The 16029-nt window shown below is 65.3% G+C and carries 13 protein-coding genes and 1 tRNA gene; 5 read left to right on the plus strand and 9 right to left on the minus strand.

Annotated features, from left to right (window positions below; translation table 11 throughout):
* The first annotated feature begins 40 nt into the window (after nt 1-40).
* A complete protein-coding gene (locus G6N57_RS31770; protein WP_174814453.1) occupies nt 41-2266 on the plus strand; it encodes a TPR repeat domain-containing protein in 2226 nt (741 codons plus the stop codon).
* 1076 nt (nt 2267-3342) lie between these two features.
* Nucleotides 3343-3711 (plus strand): carboxymuconolactone decarboxylase family protein, encoded by a 369-nt coding sequence (locus tag G6N57_RS02985; protein ID WP_077738690.1) that lies wholly within the window; start codon nt 3343-3345, stop codon nt 3709-3711.
* On the opposite strand, the gene G6N57_RS02990 is transcribed toward G6N57_RS02985, so the two are convergent.
* The 3 genes from G6N57_RS02990 to G6N57_RS03000 form a co-directional block, all read right to left on the minus strand.
* A complete protein-coding gene (locus G6N57_RS02990) occupies nt 3708-4238 on the minus strand; it encodes a hypothetical protein (protein WP_077738689.1) in 531 nt (176 codons plus the stop codon). The genes G6N57_RS02985 and G6N57_RS02990 overlap by 4 nt on opposite strands.
* Nucleotides 4239-4302: 64 nt before the next feature.
* Nucleotides 4303-4378: transfer RNA gene (locus G6N57_RS02995), tRNA-Thr, on the minus strand.
* Nucleotides 4379-4433: 55 nt separating this feature from the next.
* Complete coding sequence (locus G6N57_RS03000; protein ID WP_077738688.1) at nt 4434-5642, minus strand: DNA polymerase III subunit delta'; 1209 nt, start codon at nt 5640-5642, stop codon at nt 4434-4436.
* Between the two features lie 82 nt (nt 5643-5724).
* Between G6N57_RS03000 and G6N57_RS03005 the strand changes: the two genes are divergently transcribed.
* Nucleotides 5725-7329 (plus strand): adenylate/guanylate cyclase domain-containing protein, encoded by a 1605-nt coding sequence (locus tag G6N57_RS03005; protein WP_077738687.1) that lies wholly within the window; start codon nt 5725-5727, stop codon nt 7327-7329.
* 5 nt (nt 7330-7334) lie between these two features.
* On the opposite strand, the gene topA is transcribed toward G6N57_RS03005, so the two are convergent.
* The 3 genes from topA to G6N57_RS03020 form a co-directional block, all read right to left on the minus strand.
* A complete protein-coding gene (topA, locus tag G6N57_RS03010; protein WP_077738686.1) occupies nt 7335-10160 on the minus strand; it encodes a type I DNA topoisomerase in 2826 nt (941 codons plus the stop codon).
* Nucleotides 10161-10263: 103 nt separating this feature from the next.
* The gene (locus G6N57_RS03015; RefSeq protein WP_077738685.1) at nt 10264-10857 is read right to left on the minus strand and encodes a hypothetical protein; all 594 of its coding nucleotides are present in this window, start codon (nt 10855-10857) and stop codon (nt 10264-10266) included.
* A 97-nt stretch (nt 10858-10954) separates the two neighbouring features.
* Nucleotides 10955-11158, minus strand: coding sequence for a cold-shock protein (locus tag G6N57_RS03020; protein ID WP_003882601.1), 204 nt, complete (start codon nt 11156-11158; stop codon nt 10955-10957).
* Between the two features lie 297 nt (nt 11159-11455).
* Between G6N57_RS03020 and G6N57_RS03025 the strand changes: the two genes are divergently transcribed.
* Both G6N57_RS03025 and G6N57_RS03030 read left to right on the plus strand, forming a co-directional pair.
* Complete coding sequence (locus G6N57_RS03025) at nt 11456-13810, plus strand: DNA 3'-5' helicase SftH (RefSeq protein WP_097926118.1); 2355 nt, start codon at nt 11456-11458, stop codon at nt 13808-13810.
* 290 nt (nt 13811-14100) lie between these two features.
* On the plus strand, nt 14101-15126 hold the full coding sequence (locus G6N57_RS03030) for a PAS domain-containing protein (RefSeq protein WP_097926119.1): 1026 nt from the start codon (nt 14101-14103) through the stop codon (nt 15124-15126).
* On the opposite strand, the gene G6N57_RS03035 is transcribed toward G6N57_RS03030, so the two are convergent.
* The 3 genes from G6N57_RS03035 to G6N57_RS03045 all read right to left on the minus strand — a co-directional run bounded on the left by G6N57_RS03035 (nt 15123) and on the right by G6N57_RS03045 (nt 16004).
* Complete coding sequence (locus tag G6N57_RS03035; protein ID WP_322790647.1) at nt 15123-15446, minus strand: Rv3654c family TadE-like protein; 324 nt, start codon at nt 15444-15446, stop codon at nt 15123-15125. The two genes, G6N57_RS03030 and G6N57_RS03035, sit on opposite strands and share 4 nt — an antisense overlap.
* A gap of 19 nt (nt 15447-15465) precedes the next feature.
* Nucleotides 15466-15738, minus strand: a complete 273-nt coding sequence (locus G6N57_RS03040; protein ID WP_234815713.1) for a TadE family type IV pilus minor pilin — start codon at nt 15736-15738, stop codon at nt 15466-15468.
* A 62-nt stretch (nt 15739-15800) separates the two neighbouring features.
* Complete coding sequence (locus G6N57_RS03045) at nt 15801-16004, minus strand: DUF4244 domain-containing protein (protein WP_077738684.1); 204 nt, start codon at nt 16002-16004, stop codon at nt 15801-15803.
* Between the last annotated feature and the right edge of the window lie 25 nt (nt 16005-16029).

The raw sequence follows: 16029 nt of genomic DNA on the forward strand, positions 1-16029 counted from the left end.
TGAACGTTGAGTTTCGGAATCCTGTCGAGGGGGACGTTCTGTGGGCGCGCTGGATGGCTTCTATTCAACGTGGAACAAAGCGCGGGAAACCTTCGGCGTCGGCACGCCTACCGATGGCTCTCAGCACGACGGCAGCTCGCAGCTGCTGAAGATGAAGGGCATGGTCGAATCGGCGGCCAAGCATGACGGCTGGCAAGGCGCAGGCGCAGACGCCTATGCCGCGGCCAACAAGAACCATGCCGATGTTTACGGCAAGCTCGCTGAGCTCGACAAGAGGATGTCTGCCGAGGTCACGAACGCGGCCAACATCGTCACGACCGGACGTGCGCAATTGGACGCCACGAAGTCCTGGGTCGATAGCATGGTCCAATCACTGCCCAGCTCGCTCAGCTCCCAAGCGCGCGAAAACAGTCTCATCCCGATCGCCAACCAAGGCATCACCCAGGTCAACAACACCGTCAGCACTGCCAATGGGGACATGCTCAAGATCGGGTTCCGCGTGACCGACATCAAGAACGAATACGACGATCTGAGCACGAATCAGCAGTTCGGTCCCGGAAGCGAGAAAAAGGGAGAGAAGGAAGACAAAGCCAAGCAGGCGGCCGACGACTTCGCCGCCGCGAAAGACGGCACCGCAACTCCCGAACAGTTAACGCGATTAAAAGATGCCGCGAATCTCACGCCTGAGCAGAAAGCTGCTTTATCCCAGGGTAATCCCACCACAATTTCCCAAGATCAGTACGATTACTTAAAGTCACTGATGAAAGAAATGGGTTCTAACGATGTCAAGGAAGCATTGGATCATTATTCGGGCCTGAAGTACACCCTAGGAAATGCGATGGGGATCATGGGAAACCCTGACATCCAGACGGCCAACGGCGACCATGGCGGAATGGCTGCCATGCCTCCCGACGTGCAGAAAACATTTAACGACCCTCTACTCCGTGTGGAATCCGAAACATTCCAGCAACTTGCACAGTCAGGAAATCGCGAGTTTGACCCGCGGGTGCTATTCAGCCACTGGGACGAGTATCAAGAGTGGTCCAACTTAATGAGCAATGCCGACCCATCCTTGATGCACGGCAATGAAGTGAACACAGCATTGATGACGAAAATGGGCGAGACCGTCGATTTGATGCATTCGACGGGCCCGTGGTCCGCTGAAGCCACAGCCATGAGCGAAGGAATGACCGACCAAATCCAGAATGCCCTTAATACCGTCGGTCACGACCAAGCCGCTGTGCATGAAGTTGTCACCGGTGACCGTGGCGAAAAGTTCATCGAGAACTTCGTAACACACCCGTGGACAGACGACGGTTCCGCATTAGGGGGACTATTGCCCGAACCCGCCGATCACAGCCAACTGGCCGGCGAAACAATGAGGGCATTCGACAACTACGTGGGTGGCCACGGGCCCCAACTCTTAGATATCCCCGGAACAGATAAACAATCTCTGGGTCAAATGAATCCTGAGTTCGTGAAAGCTCTGGCCCACGCTAATTCTCCCTACATCGACGACATGCTAGGCAATCCCCTTGATGACACCAAAGGGTTCGGTGGACCTCTAGAGGGCGATCTCTCCAACAAGCAAATGCCACACATGCGGGACTTGTTTGCAGTGATCGACTCCAACAAAGAGGCGGCAGAAATACTCAACAGTCACGCCTACGCGACCGGTCTCCAGTACCAGGGAAATTTCGAACAATCAATAATCAGCGGTGAAATGCCCAATAGCGGCGACTTAAGTTCAGCAGGCACTTTACGTGGCGTCATAGATTCAGCCGCCAATGCAGCCGATAACGACGCCATAAAGTATGGGAATTTAGAGGACGTGAAAGCATACGAGAGCCGTGGAAGGTGGTTCGAGGCCGCCACAACAATCGGAGCAGAGATCCCTGTTGTTAAATCCGTTCTCGATGGTGCCGGAAAAATACCTGGCCTGTCTTTGCAGGACATCTTTGTCGGCGAAGCGCCAACTCCCCAAGAGCCCGTACACATTGCTTCCGGCAGTTCAGCCGCGATGCAACACTCAATCGCCCAACAACTTCTGAGCCACAACATGGGCGACTCAAACTACTTCAGGCAACTCGACCTGCTAGATGACAGTGGCCACTTGCGACCCCTCAAGGGGAATGAGGCCAACTTCGAGACAGCACTCAACAGCTATTTCAACGGAATCAACCCAGCAGTCAAATCCGCTATCGAGGACTATGAAGATAGTGTTCGCGATGCGCTGCCTATAGCGGAAGGACATACCGGACCGTGACCGCCTCAGCAGTCCTTCGCTGGTTTATCGCTTTACTAATCGTGTCCGGCTCGACTGCCTGCCACACCAGCGAGTTGGCCACAACACCTGCAGAACCGACGTACGCGAACTGGCCGGAATCGTTAGATGGATTGCGATTTCAATGGACTGCCGAGCCCGGCATCGACTTATTGTTAGGTCCAGCAGTGCCGATACGAGCGTATCTAGAATCCCACCGCACTGGAGATTTCACTCTCAATCCTGACAATGTCTACCCCGGCTTCCGCCGAGCCGTCCATGCGGGGCCGCCGAACACTGACCGGTTCCCTGACGAGCCATACGAACTTTGGTACATCCAGCCATTCAGCGATCCCCGCTACAGCTTCGGGCCAGCTGGGAACTTCTACGGCAATGAGTACTTCCATATCCTCGAGCTCACTCCGATCGACAGCGGGTGGCGCGCATATGTATGCGACGGCACATACAACGTCTTCCGCGCAGGCGATGATCCAAATACCTACGTGCCAGTGCACACACCAACGGAAAGCGACCCAGATCCAGACCGCACTGCGATGAATGTATGGCGGATTGAGCTCACCGACGATCCAAATCCATCAAACCAGAAAGCGCCGTCGGCAGTCACTGAGCCGCAGAAGGGTCCCGCTCCTGCACCGCTCGGGGATGTCTTCGGCCCGTGGCGCATAACCGGTGCCAACCCAAGTACAACTTGGGGTCCGTCGAGCGATCCGAACTCGGGTCCCGCAGCGGACTACATACAGAGACGACAGCAATGCCTCGACAGGATGCCGCACGACGCGGCGCAACGCCACGCCTTCTACACCGCTCGCCCCGACACACCTCCCAAGCCGGACCCAGCCATCCCAGGCTGGCCGACAGAATCGTCGTAAGGCCAGATGAAGGGCTAAGGATCAATCGTCCGGCCCCGAAGCAATCATCGAACTGGCCGGCAGCCGAGCATCTGGTACCTCACTAGCAACAACGAATGGCGATCGACCGCCTATCTCGACAGCGGATCGACCACCCTCGTTATGCGCTCGGTCGACGACTGATTCGGAGCTCATGCCAAGCTGGCAGGCATGACTGACGACGTACGTGAACAAGGTCTACGGGTCCTCCAGGAGATGGTTCCGCATCTGCCGGCAGACGTCGTCGAGCCGGACGGCAGATTCGGCGACGAGCTGATGGCCATCGGTGTCGACAATGTCTTCGGTCGGCTGTGGAGCCGTGATGGGCTGAGCCGGCGTGATCGCAGCCTGGTCACCATGGGCATTCTGATCGCGCTGCGCGCCACCGATGAGTTCGAGTCGCACGTCAGGATCGGCCTCCGAAACGGCCTCACCGAGGACGAGATCGCCGAAGTCATCTACCACGCCAGCGGCTACGCAGGATTCCCTGCTGCGAACACCGCCCGCAACGTGGCCCGCGAAGCGCTGAGCAAGGACTAGAAGACGCGGCTGCCCTTCGCGGACAACTCGAAGCCGTGGTCGCCCACCACGCACACCGTGCTCACCTCGGTGACGGCACACGTGCCCGTGTCGGGATAGTCGAGCTTGCTGCCGGCGGGAAGCAGCTTGTAGTCGGCCGGGTCGACCGTGCGGTCACGCGGGTCCTTGTAGTCCATGTACTTCTCCATGGCGGCCAGGTCCACGGTAGAAAAAGTCGCCGGCTCGACTGACATGGCCGCGAATACGCTGACCGAATTGCTCGATGTCCCGGGCAGCTCACCCCAGCAAGAGGCTTGCTTCATGGGCGGATTGGCACGGCCTGTGTAGCTGATCCGGCATCGGTATCCGCCCGGGGTGACGAACTGTGCGCCGTTCGTCGTCGGATAGTTGTAGTACGTGTTGTACGCGTCGACATCCACTGCGGCGTAACCACTCAGATCGGGGATCTGCCCTGGGTCAGCCCCTGCAACGGGCGATGCCAGTGCAACCGAGGCGATGAGAGCCGCACCCACGACGATCCGCGTCATAAGTGGTGAGCCTATCCCCGCTATGACCTGCGGGGACGCAGCATTTTCGCCCGAATTGGACTTGTGGAGCCACCCAGGGGAATCGAACCCCTGACCTATTCATTACGAGTGAATTGCTCTACCGACTGAGCTAGGGTGGCGTGCTCGGCGAACCGGGCGGCACCACTTTACGGCAGACAACGCCCAGGACCCAACTCACCCTCGAAGCGCCTGCCCGATGGTCGCCACCATGGCATCGACGGCGAACTTGGGCTTGACGTTGATGGCCAGCGCTTCGCGGCACTCCAGCACCGCCTCGATGCATCGCAGCAGCCGGTCCGGGGGCACGTGGTCGGCCATGGCCTGCACTTTCTCGGCCATATCCGGGTGGTTGGCGGTCACCGACGAAGCTCCCGACGACACCAGCAGGGCATCGCGGAAGTACGTGGCCAGGTCGATCAGGGCCCGGTCCAGGGCGTCACGCGAGGCCCGGGTCTGCCGGGATTTCTGCCGCCGCTCCAACTCTTTGAGCGCACCGGCCGTCCCGCGGGTGGTGGCCGCAGTGCCCTTTCCGGTGCCACCCCCACCCAGGGCGGTCTTGAGCTCCTCGGTCTCGGTCTCGTTGCGTCCGGCGGTCAACGCCAGCGCCTCGGCCTCGGCGACCGCGACCATCTCCTCAGCGGCGGCGAATGCCCGCGCCGGTGTCGCGGCGTCCCGGGCCAGCCCCAACGCGCGCTTGCGGCGCTCCCGGGCCTCGGGATCGGTCGCCAGCCGCCGGGCCCGGCCCACGTGTCCGCCGCTGACCGAGGCGGCCCAGCGGGCATCCGCCTCGGGCAGCCCGTCCCCGGAGATCAGCACGTCGGCAATGGCCTCCACCGACGGCGTGGTCAGCGCGATGTGCCGGCAACGCGACCGCAGCGTGATCGCGATGTCTTCCGGGTCCACCGAGGGCGCACACAGCAGGAACACCGTCGACGGCGGCGGTTCCTCCACCACCTTGAGCAGCGCGTTGGCAGCACCTTCGGTGAGCCGGTCGGCATCTTCGATCACCACGATCTGCCAGCGCCCGGTTCCGGGTCGCCGCGAGGCGATCTGGACGATCTCGCGCATCTCCTTGACGGCGATCGACAGCCCCTCGGGCACGATGCGCCGTACATCGGCGTGGGTGCCGGCCATCGTCGTCGTACACGCGCGGCATTCACCGCACCCCGGCGTCCCGTCTGACGTGCACTGCAGGGCCGCCGCGAAGCACAGCGCGGCCACCGAGCGTCCGGACCCGGGCGGCCCGGTGATCAGCCAGGCATGTGTCATGGTCCCGACGGTGGTGCCACTGTGTGGCGAATCACCCCGCGCGGCGTACGCGGCCGCCACCAGCTCCTGTTCCACCGCTTGCTGGCCCACCAGCCGCGAAAAGACCCCGCTCATCGTCCCCAACAGTAGTGGTCAAGCCGACACAACCACGTCACAGCAGGCGCTGAACGTCCCCGCGGCCCGATACGGTTAACAGGTGACCACGGAGCCCATACCCATCGCGCGAATCGGTGCATTCGCGCGATGGGTGGCGCGCACCCCGTGGCCGGTGTTCACGCTGGGCATGCTGCAGGCCGACATCATCGGCGCACTGTTCGTTCTGGGCTTCCTGCGCTTCGGCCTGCCGCCCGAGGATCGCATCCAGCTCCAGGACCTCCCCGTGGTGAACCTGGCGATCTTCCTGGGCTACCTGTTCGTCTCGTTCACCATCGGCGCCTACCTGGCCTTGCGGCTGCTGATCCCGGTGATCCGCTGGCAGCGTCGCGACACGCTGCTGTCCAAGTCCGACCCGGCCATCACCGAGCTGGCCCGCGTGCGGGCGCTGAAGATGCCCTTCTACCGCACCCTGATCAGCGTCACCAACTGGTTCCTCGGCTCGATCGTGTTCATCGTGGCCAGCTGGCCGGTGGCCAGCAAGTCCGCCCCGGTGGTTCTGGTCGCCACCGCCCTGGGTGCCACCGCCACGGCGATCATCGGCTACCTGCAGTCCGAGCGTGTGCTGCGGCCGGTCGCGGTGGCGGCCCTGCGCGGCGGGGTTCCGGAGAACTTCCGCGCCCCCGGGGTGATCCTGCGCCAGGTGCTGACCTGGGTGCTGTCCACCGGCGTGCCGGTGCTGGCCATCGTGCTGGCCCTGGTAGCCAGCAAGTTCTCGATCCTGACCGCATCTGCCGACCGGCTGATCACGCCGCTGCTGCTGCTCGCCATCGCCGCACTGGTGATCGGGCTGTCCAGCACGGTGCTGGTGGCGATGTCGATCGCCGATCCGCTGCGCCAGCTGCGCTGGGCGCTGGGCGAGGTGCAGCGCGGCAACTACAACGCGCACATGCAGATCTACGACGCCAGCGAGCTGGGCCTGCTGCAGGCCGGCTTCAACGACATGGTGCGCGAGCTGGCCGAGCGGCAACGGTTGCGCGACCTGTTCGGCCGGTACGTGGGTGAGGACGTGGCCCGTCGTGCCCTGGAGCGCGGCACCGAGCTGGGCGGCCAGGAACGCGACGTGGCAGTGCTGTTCGTCGACCTGGTGGGGTCGACGCATCTCGCCTCGACGATCCCGGCCGGCGATGTGGTGAACCTGCTCAACGAGTTCTTCCGCGTCATCGTCGACACCGTCAACCGGCACGGCGGGTTCGTCAACAAGTTCCAGGGCGACGCGGCGCTGGCCATCTTCGGCGCCCCCATCGAGCATCCCGACGCCTCCGGCGGCGCACTGGCCGCGTCCCGCGAACTGCATGACGAGCTGCTCAGCGTGCTCGGCAGCGACACCGAGTTCGGCATCGGGGTCTCGGCCGGGCGCGCGATCGCCGGCCACATCGGCGCTCAGGCCCGCTTCGAATACACCGTGATCGGCGACCCGGTAAACGAGGCCGCCCGCCTCACCGAGCTCGCCAAGCTGGAGGAAGGCCACGTGCTGGCCTCCGCGATCGCGGTCAGCGGCGCACTCGATGCCGAGGCGCTGAGCTGGGACGTCGGCGAAATCGTGGAACTGCGCGGACGCACCGTGCCCACCCAGCTGGCACGCCCGATGAACCTGGTGCTGCCCCGCGACCTGGAGCGCGAAGCCGAAAGCGACGTGACGAGCTAGAAGGCTCAGGCCTTCTTGGCCGCGGCTTTCTTCGCCGGGGCTTTCTTGGCCGCGGTTTTCTTGGCCGCGGCCTTTTTGGCGGGCGCCTTCTTGGCAGCCTTCTTCACCGGCCCGCGGGCCCGACGATCGGCCAGCAGTTCCGAGGCCCGCTCATCGGTGATCGAGGCGACGTCGTCGCCCTTGCGCAGGCTGGCGTTCGTCTCACCATCGGTGACGTACGGACCGAACCGGCCGTCCTTGATCACCATCGGCTTGCCCGATGCCGGGTCGGTGCCCAGCTCACGCAGCGGCGGAGCCGCAGCGGCCTGACGCCCACGGCGTTTCGGCTCGGCGTAGATCTTCAGCGCCTCGTCGAGGGTGATGGTGAACATCTGTTCCTCGGTGGCCAGCGAGCGAGAGTCGGTGCCGCGCTTCAGGTATGGGCCGTAGCGGCCGTTCTGCGCGGTGATCTCCTCGTTGTTCGACGGGTCGACGCCGACCACGCGCGGCAACGACAGCAGCTTGAGCGCGTCGTCGAGTGTCACCGTCTCGAGATCCATTGTGCGCAAGAGCGATCCGGTCCGCGGCTTGGGGCCCGTCGGCTTCTTGCCCTTCTTGGCCGTCGTCCCCGCATCGGGGTCCTCTGGCGGTTCGGGGAGGATCTCGGTGACGTAGGGACCGAATCGTCCGTCCTTGGCAACGATTTCGTGTCCGGTCGCCGGGTCGACGCCCAGCACACGTCCCTCTTGCGGTGTGGCGAAAGCCTTTTCGGCCAGCTCCAGGGTCAGCTCATCGGGAGTCAGCTCGTCCTTGAGGTTGGCGCGCTGCGGCTTGAGCTCACCGGGATTGTCCGGGTCGGCGATCATCCGCTCCAGGTACGGCCCGTTGCGGCCCACCCGGACCACCACGGCGCGGCCTTCGTCATCATCAAAGAGCTTGATGGAGTTGACTTCTCGCGCGTCGATGCCTTCGAGGTTGCCGCCCACGAGGTGCTTGAGCCCACCGGCCCGGGCAATCGAACCCTCGACGCCGTGCTCACCGCCGAAGTAGAAGTTCGACAGCCAGTTGGTGCGCTGCTCCTGGCCGTTGGCGATCTCGTCGAGCTCGTCTTCCATGGCCGCGGTGAAGTCGTAATCCACCAGACGCCCGAAGTGCTGTTCCAGCAGGCCGACCACGGCGAAGGCGACCCAGGACGGCACCAGCGCGCTGCCCTTCTTCTGCACGTAGCCGCGGTCCTGGATGGTCTTGATGATCGAGCTGTACGTCGACGGACGGCCGATCCCCAGCTCTTCGAGGGCCTTGATCAGCGAGGCCTCGGTGTAGCGGGCCGGCGGACTGGTCTGGTGGCCGTCGGCGGTCAGATCGGCGGCGTCGACGCGCTGCCCCTGCGTCAGGTTCGGCAGACGGCTCTCGGCGTCGTCGGATTCGCCGCCGGCCAGCTCGTCGATGCTCTCGACGTAGGCCTTGAGGAAGCCCGGGAACGTGATGGTGCGACCGGACGCGTTGAAGACGACCTGCTCGCCACCAGCGGCGGTGCCGGCGATCCGCAGCGACAGCGTCGTACCGCGCGCGTCGGCCATCTGCGAGGCGACGGTGCGCTGCCAGATCAGCTCGTAGAGCCGGAACTCGTCGGTGTCGAGCTGGGCGTGCAGCTGACCCGGGGTCTGGAACACGTCACCGGCGGGGCGGATGGCCTCGTGCGCTTCCTGCGCGTTCTTGACCTTGCGGGTGTACTGCCGCGGTGACGGATGCACGTACTCGGCGCCGTAGAGCTGCTGCGCCTGGTTGCGCGCGGCATTGATGGCCGACTCCGACAGCGTGGTCGAGTCGGTACGCATGTAGGTGATGTAGCCGTTCTCGTACAGCCGCTGCGCGATGCTCATGGTGCGCTCGGAGGAGAACCGCAGCTTGCGGGCGGCTTCCTGCTGCAGCGTCGACGTCATGAACGGCGCGTAGGGGCGGCGGGTGTACGGCTTCTGCTCGACGGAGCTGACGGCCAGCTGGGCACCGCGCAGCCCGGCGGCCAGGGCTCCTGCGCTGGTCTCGTCGAGCACGAGCACCTCGTCGGGCTTCTTCAGCTGGCCCAGCGAGTCGAAATCACGGCCGGCGGCGACCCGGCGGCCGTCGACGGTGTTGAGTTTGGCGGTGAACCGCGGCGGGGTGGCCTGCGGGTCGGACACCGACGCGTCCAACTCGGCGCTGACGTCCCAGTAACCGGCGCTGCGGAACGCCATGCGCTCGCGCTCCCGCTGCACGATGATGCGGGTGGCCACCGACTGAACGCGGCCTGCCGAAAGCTTCGGCGCGACCTTCTTCCACAGCACGGGCGACACTTCGTAGCCGTAGAGCCGGTCGAGGATACGGCGGGTTTCCTGCGCATCGACCAGCGCGATATCCAGGTCACGCGGGTTTTCGGCGGCGGCGCGGATGGCAGGCTCGGTGATCTCGTGGAACACCATCCGCCGGACCGGCACCTTGGGTTTCAGGGTCTCCAGCAGGTGCCAGGCGATGGCCTCACCCTCGCGGTCACCGTCCGTCGCGAGATAGAGCTCGTCGACGCCCTTGAGCAGGTCCTTGAGTTCGGTGACGGTGCTCTTCTTGTCCGGGCTGACGATGTAGAGCGGTTCGAAGTTGTCGTCGACGTTGACTCCGAGGCGCGCCCACGGCTCACCTTTATATTTGGCCGGCACGTCAGCGGCGTTGCGCGGCAGGTCACGAATGTGCCCGCGGGAGGATTCGACCACGTAATTGGAGCCCAGGTAGCCAGCTATCTTGCGCGCTTTTGTCGGCGACTCCACGATCACGAGTCGCCGGACGTTTCCCTTGCTACCGCTGCCGCTATCGCCAGCCAACTGTGCCTACGCTCCACTTCTATAGTTGCCGCGCCACGCCCGGCAACTGACAATTTCGCATTACGCGAGAGCCTACGCAAACCGGCTCTCCGCGTGTTCATCATTAAATACGGGGCCAATGCGCCAACGCCGCGGCGTCCCCTGGTGGTTCCCCTACGTTCTCCACCAGGCGTGATAGGCGTCGGCGCCCACTGATCCGCAGGGCCGGATGCGACCCTCGGGTCCCGATCAAGGTTGGCGCGATCCCCACCCGCATCATGGCCGCGGCCAGCGCCGGGTGGGTGTCAGGCGCATGTGGGTCCAGCCCGAGCAGATAGCGGTCGTCGGCCTCGAACGTGCCCGCGGCCAGCGCCCAGGCCCGCAGCTCGCGAGCACCGGGCAGCCATCCGGCCGGAACCGTCTTGACCGCGCCCCTGGTCCAGTCCCCCGCGATCAGCATCAACTGCGGGTCCAGCGCGGTACGCACCAGCGGGTTGTTCTCGTCGGTCCGCGATATCTCCGATATCAAGCCGGCGTCGCTGATCATCTCGGCCAGACCCCGGGCGCGCCAGAGCTCATCGACGACCACCGATATCCGGGCCGCCTGTTGACCGCCCTGGCTCGCCAGCACCACCTGTCCGGGCCCGGCGAGCACCCCGGTCAGGTCGGTCACCGCAGGCGGCACCGACTCGGCCGAGAAGAAGGACAGCTGGCTCACGAATTGACACTAAGCCAGCGAGAGCCGCAAAAACGAGAACACCCCCGCGGTGTCCGATGCGGACTCACACGGGGGTGTCTCGTTGGGTTTGTTTGGCTCAGATGGCCCGAACACCCGTGGCCTGCGGCCCCTTGGGGCTCTGGCCAACCTCGAACTCAACCTTCTGGTTCTCCTCCAGGGTGCGGAATCCGCTGCCCTGAATTTCCGTGTAGTGGACAAACACGTCGGCAGAGCCGTCCTCCGGAGCAATGAAGCCGAAGCCCTTTTCCGCGTTGAACCACTTCACAGTTCCCTGTGGCATCTTTTGTTCTTTCCTTCTCTTTCAACCGGGTGCGGTCCACCGACTTCCGATGTACCGGGCCCGTTCCGACCGCCATCCTTCGTGGCGTCGCCCGGAACTGACCCGACCTACAACCCTCGCAGGAACCGCGATCGCAACGACGATCCTGCGAGTGCGAGTACAAACACAGAAGCTGCGACCGTGATCAGTCAACCATGTTCGGGTCGGCTGCGACAGTCTTGGCGTCCGGCGCGTGGTGAACAATTCGTTTACAAATCCGACTCCATGTCGGTGGGCTAGATCGCAGGAGGACAAACGGTGCTGGATCAGGGGTCAGATTTCGGCCGTGAGCTGCTAGCTTGCGCCGTCGACGGCACCCCGGCCGGCGAAGATCCGCTACGCCATGTTGCGGATATCCCTCCGCGGCAGGGCAAACCACAACAGTGGCCGCAATGGGCCCATCCGGAGGTTGTTCAGGCGTTGACCGACCGTGGGATCGCCGCCCCGTGGTCGCATCAGCTCGCCGCCGCGGAGCTGGCCCACGACGGACGCCACGTCGTCGTGTCCACCGGAACCGCGTCGGGCAAGTCTCTGGCCTACCAACTGCCGATCCTGTCGGCGCTGGCCGAGGACCGGCAGGCCCGGGTGCTCTACCTGTCACCGACGAAGGCACTCGGCCACGACCAGCTGCGCACCGCGCAGCAGCTGACCGAGACCGTGACCGCGCTGCGCGACGTCGCACCGGCCCCGTACGACGGTGACAGCCCCACCGAGGTGCGCCGGTTCGCCAGGGAACGATCCCGCTGGATCTTCTCCAACCCCGACATGATCCACCTGTCGCTGCTGCGCAACCATGCCCGCTGGGCGGTGTTCCTGCGCCACCTGAAGTTCGTCGTCGTCGACGAATGTCATTACTACCGCGGCATTTTCGGCTCCAACGTGGCGATGGTGCTGCGCAGGCTGCTGCGGTTGTGTGCGCGGTACGCACCTGATGGCGCCGGCCCGACGGTGATCTTCGCCAGTGCCACCACGGCGTCACCGGCCGAGACCGCCGCCGAGCTGATCGGCCAGACGGTCGCCGAGGTGACCGAGGACGGCTCCCCGCAGGGTGCCCGCACGATCGCGCTGTGGGAACCGGCCCTGCTGGACGATCTCACCGGCGAGAACGGCGCGCCGGTCCGGCGTTCGGCCGGCGCCGAGGCCGCCCGCGTGATGGCCGATCTGATGACCGAGGGCGCCCGCACCCTGACGTTCGTCCGGTCCCGGCGCGGCGCCGAGCTCACCGCCCTGGGAACACGGGCCCGGTTGGAGGACACCGCACCGGAGCTGGCCGAACAGGTGGCCTCCTATCGCGCCGGATATCTCGCCGAGGACCGGCGCGAGTTGGAACACGCGCTGACCGACGGCCGGCTGCGTGGGCTCGCCACCACCAACGCGCTGGAACTCGGTATCGACATCGCCGGACTGGACGCGGTGGTGCTGGCCGGTTTTCCCGGCACCGTCACCTCGTTCTGGCAGCAGGCAGGCCGGTCCGGCCGGCGCGGCCAGGGCGCACTGATCGTGTTGATCGCCCGTGACGATCCGCTGGACACCTACCTCGTGCACCACCCGGCTGCATTGTTGGACAAGCCGATCGAGCGGGTGGTGATCGACCCGACGAATCCGCACGTGCTGGGCCCACAACTACTTTGTGCCGCGGCCGAGTTGCCGCTCACCGCGGCCGAGGTCCGGCTGTGGAACGCCGAGGCGGTGGCCGAGACCCTGGTCGACGACGGGTTGTTGCGCAAGCGTCCGAGCGGCTACTTCCCCGCTCCCGGCGTGGATCCGCACCCGGCGGTCGACATCCGCGGCTCCAGCGGAGGCCAGATCGCGATCCTGGAAGCCGATACGGGACGGATGCTGGGCAGCACCGGCGCCGGCCGGGCGGCAGCCTCTCTGCATCCCGGCGCGGTGTATCTGCATCAGGGTGAGACGTACCTGGTCGACTCGCTGTCGTTCGAGGATGGCGTCGCGTTCGTCTACGCCGCCGATCCCGGCTACAGCACGTTCGCCAGGGAACTCACCGACATATCCGTCACCGGGCCCGGAGAACGAAAAACGTTCGGGCCGGTCACGGTGGGTCTGGTTCCGGTGTCGGTGACCAACACCGTGGTCGGCTACCTGCGCCGCCGCATCGACGGCGAGGTCATCGATTTCGTGGAGCTGGACATGCCGCCGAGCACCCTGGACACCATGGCGGTGATGTGCACCATCACCCCGGAAGCCTTGCAGGACAGCGGCATTGGCCCACTGTCCGTACCGGGGAGTCTGCACGCCGCCGAACACGCATCGATCGGGCTGCTACCGCTGGTGGCCAGCTGCGACCGGGGCGACATCGGCGGGGTATCGACGGCCGTGGGCCCGGTCGACGGTCTGCCGTCGATCTTCGTCTACGACGGATATCCGGGGGGCGCCGGCTTCGCAGACCGCGGATTCCGCAATCTGAGTACCTGGTGGGGCGCGACCGCCGATGCGATCGAGGCGTGTAAGTGCCCGCAGGGTTGCCCTTCGTGTGTGCAGTCACCGAAGTGCGGCAACGGCAACGACCCGCTGGACAAAACGGGCGCGGTAAAAGTGCTCCGCCTGGTGCTCGGCGCGCTGAGTACGTCCTCAGCGATCCCCCGACCGCGTTGACGACCGACCCCTCGACGGCCGACGACACGGATCGACAACTACGTGGCTGCATTCGGCCACGCCGAACACACAGACGTTGCGACGAACGGTCGGACAACGCGATCCGTTCCCAATCCCGGAGGCCGGGCGCAGTGGCAAATTACGTGAACTCACTCATGTTTGCAAGCCGACAGCCCCAAGTTCGGATACCTGTGACCGTAATCCGCAGTTTTCCGGTGCGGATTCCGTCGCCGTCGGGTCCGCCATCCGGCGTCCGGGCAGCTACGGGCATCGCCGGTAAAATGCCGCGCATGACCCACGACTGGCTGCTCGTGGAGACACTGGGTAGCGAGCCTGTGGTGGTCGCACGAGGTCTGCAAACGAAGAACCTCGTCCCGATCAGTGTGTTTCTACGCCGAAATCCGCACCTGATGGCAATTCAGAGCGCCATCAGGGAAACCGTGCAGGCCGGCCAGGGCCTCAGCAGCATCACACCCAAGAATGACCGCGTAATCCGCACCGAGGTGGTGCGGATGTCCGACGGACAGATCCACGGGGTGCACGTCTGGATCGGGCCGACCGATGCCGAGCCGCCACAACGCCCAGTTCCGGGCCCGCTGGTCTGGGACCTGACGACGGGCGTGGCCACCGATACCGCCGAATCGTTGCTCAACAGCGGAATGAACCCGGAAACCGAAGCCACCCACGACCGGGCGTTCGCCGATGATCTGCCCGCCAAGGACCTCAACAGCAGTGAAGCCAAGGTGCTGGCCATGACGATCAAGCCCGTCGTCGGCAACACTTTGTGCACCACCTGGGATGTCACCGACCACCGTGGAGAGCTCATCACAGTGGGATTCGTGGCGCGCGTGGCACTCGAGCCTCAGGACGACGGCTCGGAGCGGCTGATCTGCCGGGCGATGAATTGGCGCAGCGAGCGCGAAAAGCCCGCGGTGCGCCCCGACAATCTGGCCCAGCGCATCCTCGACGGGCTGGCCCGGCCCGGCGTGCACCGGGCACTGGTCGGCCTCGACGACTGGAAGCTGCTGAAATGGCTCGACGAACCCGCACCGTTCTTCGACTGGCGCAACCGCGATGGCGGGCCCGCCCGCATCCACCCGGCCGATGCCCGGCACATGGCCCGGATGACCACGGATTTCTCCGACGGCATCGCCACGGCCGTGCTGCGGATGCGCGCCGAAGACGGGGGCTGGCAGCCCGTGCACATGACGATCAACCGGATCGAGCTCGATGACGACACCTTCGCCGGGCTGATCGCGCTTCGGCTGCCGACCGACGACGAGGTCGCCGCGGCAGACCTCGACGAACTCGACTAACCGGCCGCCTCCACCGGCCCGGCACGCGCGGCCGCCCGGGCCGGACCGACTCCCCAACGCCCGAGCCGGACCGGAACCGCCACCTCGAGCACGACGTCGAGCTCGTCGATCCGGCAATCTCCGAGGACCGAACGCATCCGGGCCGCGATGTCAGCTGCCTGCCGGCACGCCGCGTCGGGGCCGGACACCACGGCCGCCGCCGCGCCCAGGGCAGCCAGGTCGGCCGCGGTCTGGGCGCGGTGCCGGGCCGCCACCGCGGCACCGAGGTAGGCGCCGCCCACCGCGAACGCGATCACCATCGCGATCAGGGCCGCGGCCACCAGCGTGGCCGATCCCCGTTCACCCGACGCCAGGCTCGGGAGCCGCTGCCGCGTCGGCGGACACGGTGAGCCCCGGCAGCACCGTGGCTGCGCTGACCCGGGCCACCACCAATCCGCCGTCCTGCCCGACATGCACCACCGCCCCCGGCGGGGCGACCCGGCGAGCAGCCGCCGTCGCCGCTTCGCCCTCACCGCGGGCCGCCAACCGAGCGGCTTCCCGTGCGGCATCGATACACCGGATCTGCATGCCCACCGCACTGAGTCCACCGAGGCACACCACCAGGACCGCCACCAGTGACGCGATCGCAAACGCGGCCTCGACGGTGACGGCACCCCGGTCATCCAGGCGGCCACCTAGACGTTGGTGTTCAGCGCCCGGCTGATGATGTTGGTCAGCGCACTCACGATCGAATCCCCGGTGACCACGGTGTACAGGATCGCCCCGAACGCCGCCGCGGCAATGGTGCCGATCGCGTATTCGACGGTACTCATGCCCGACTCGTCGAGCATCAACAGCGTCGCCCTGGCGTTCGCGTGCCGAAACATGTTTCCTGCCATGGTGTTTCCTCCCTCTGCGATGTGT

The sequence above is a fragment of the Mycolicibacterium boenickei genome, assembly GCF_010731295.1.
Taxonomy (GTDB): domain Bacteria; phylum Actinomycetota; class Actinomycetes; order Mycobacteriales; family Mycobacteriaceae; genus Mycobacterium; species Mycobacterium boenickei.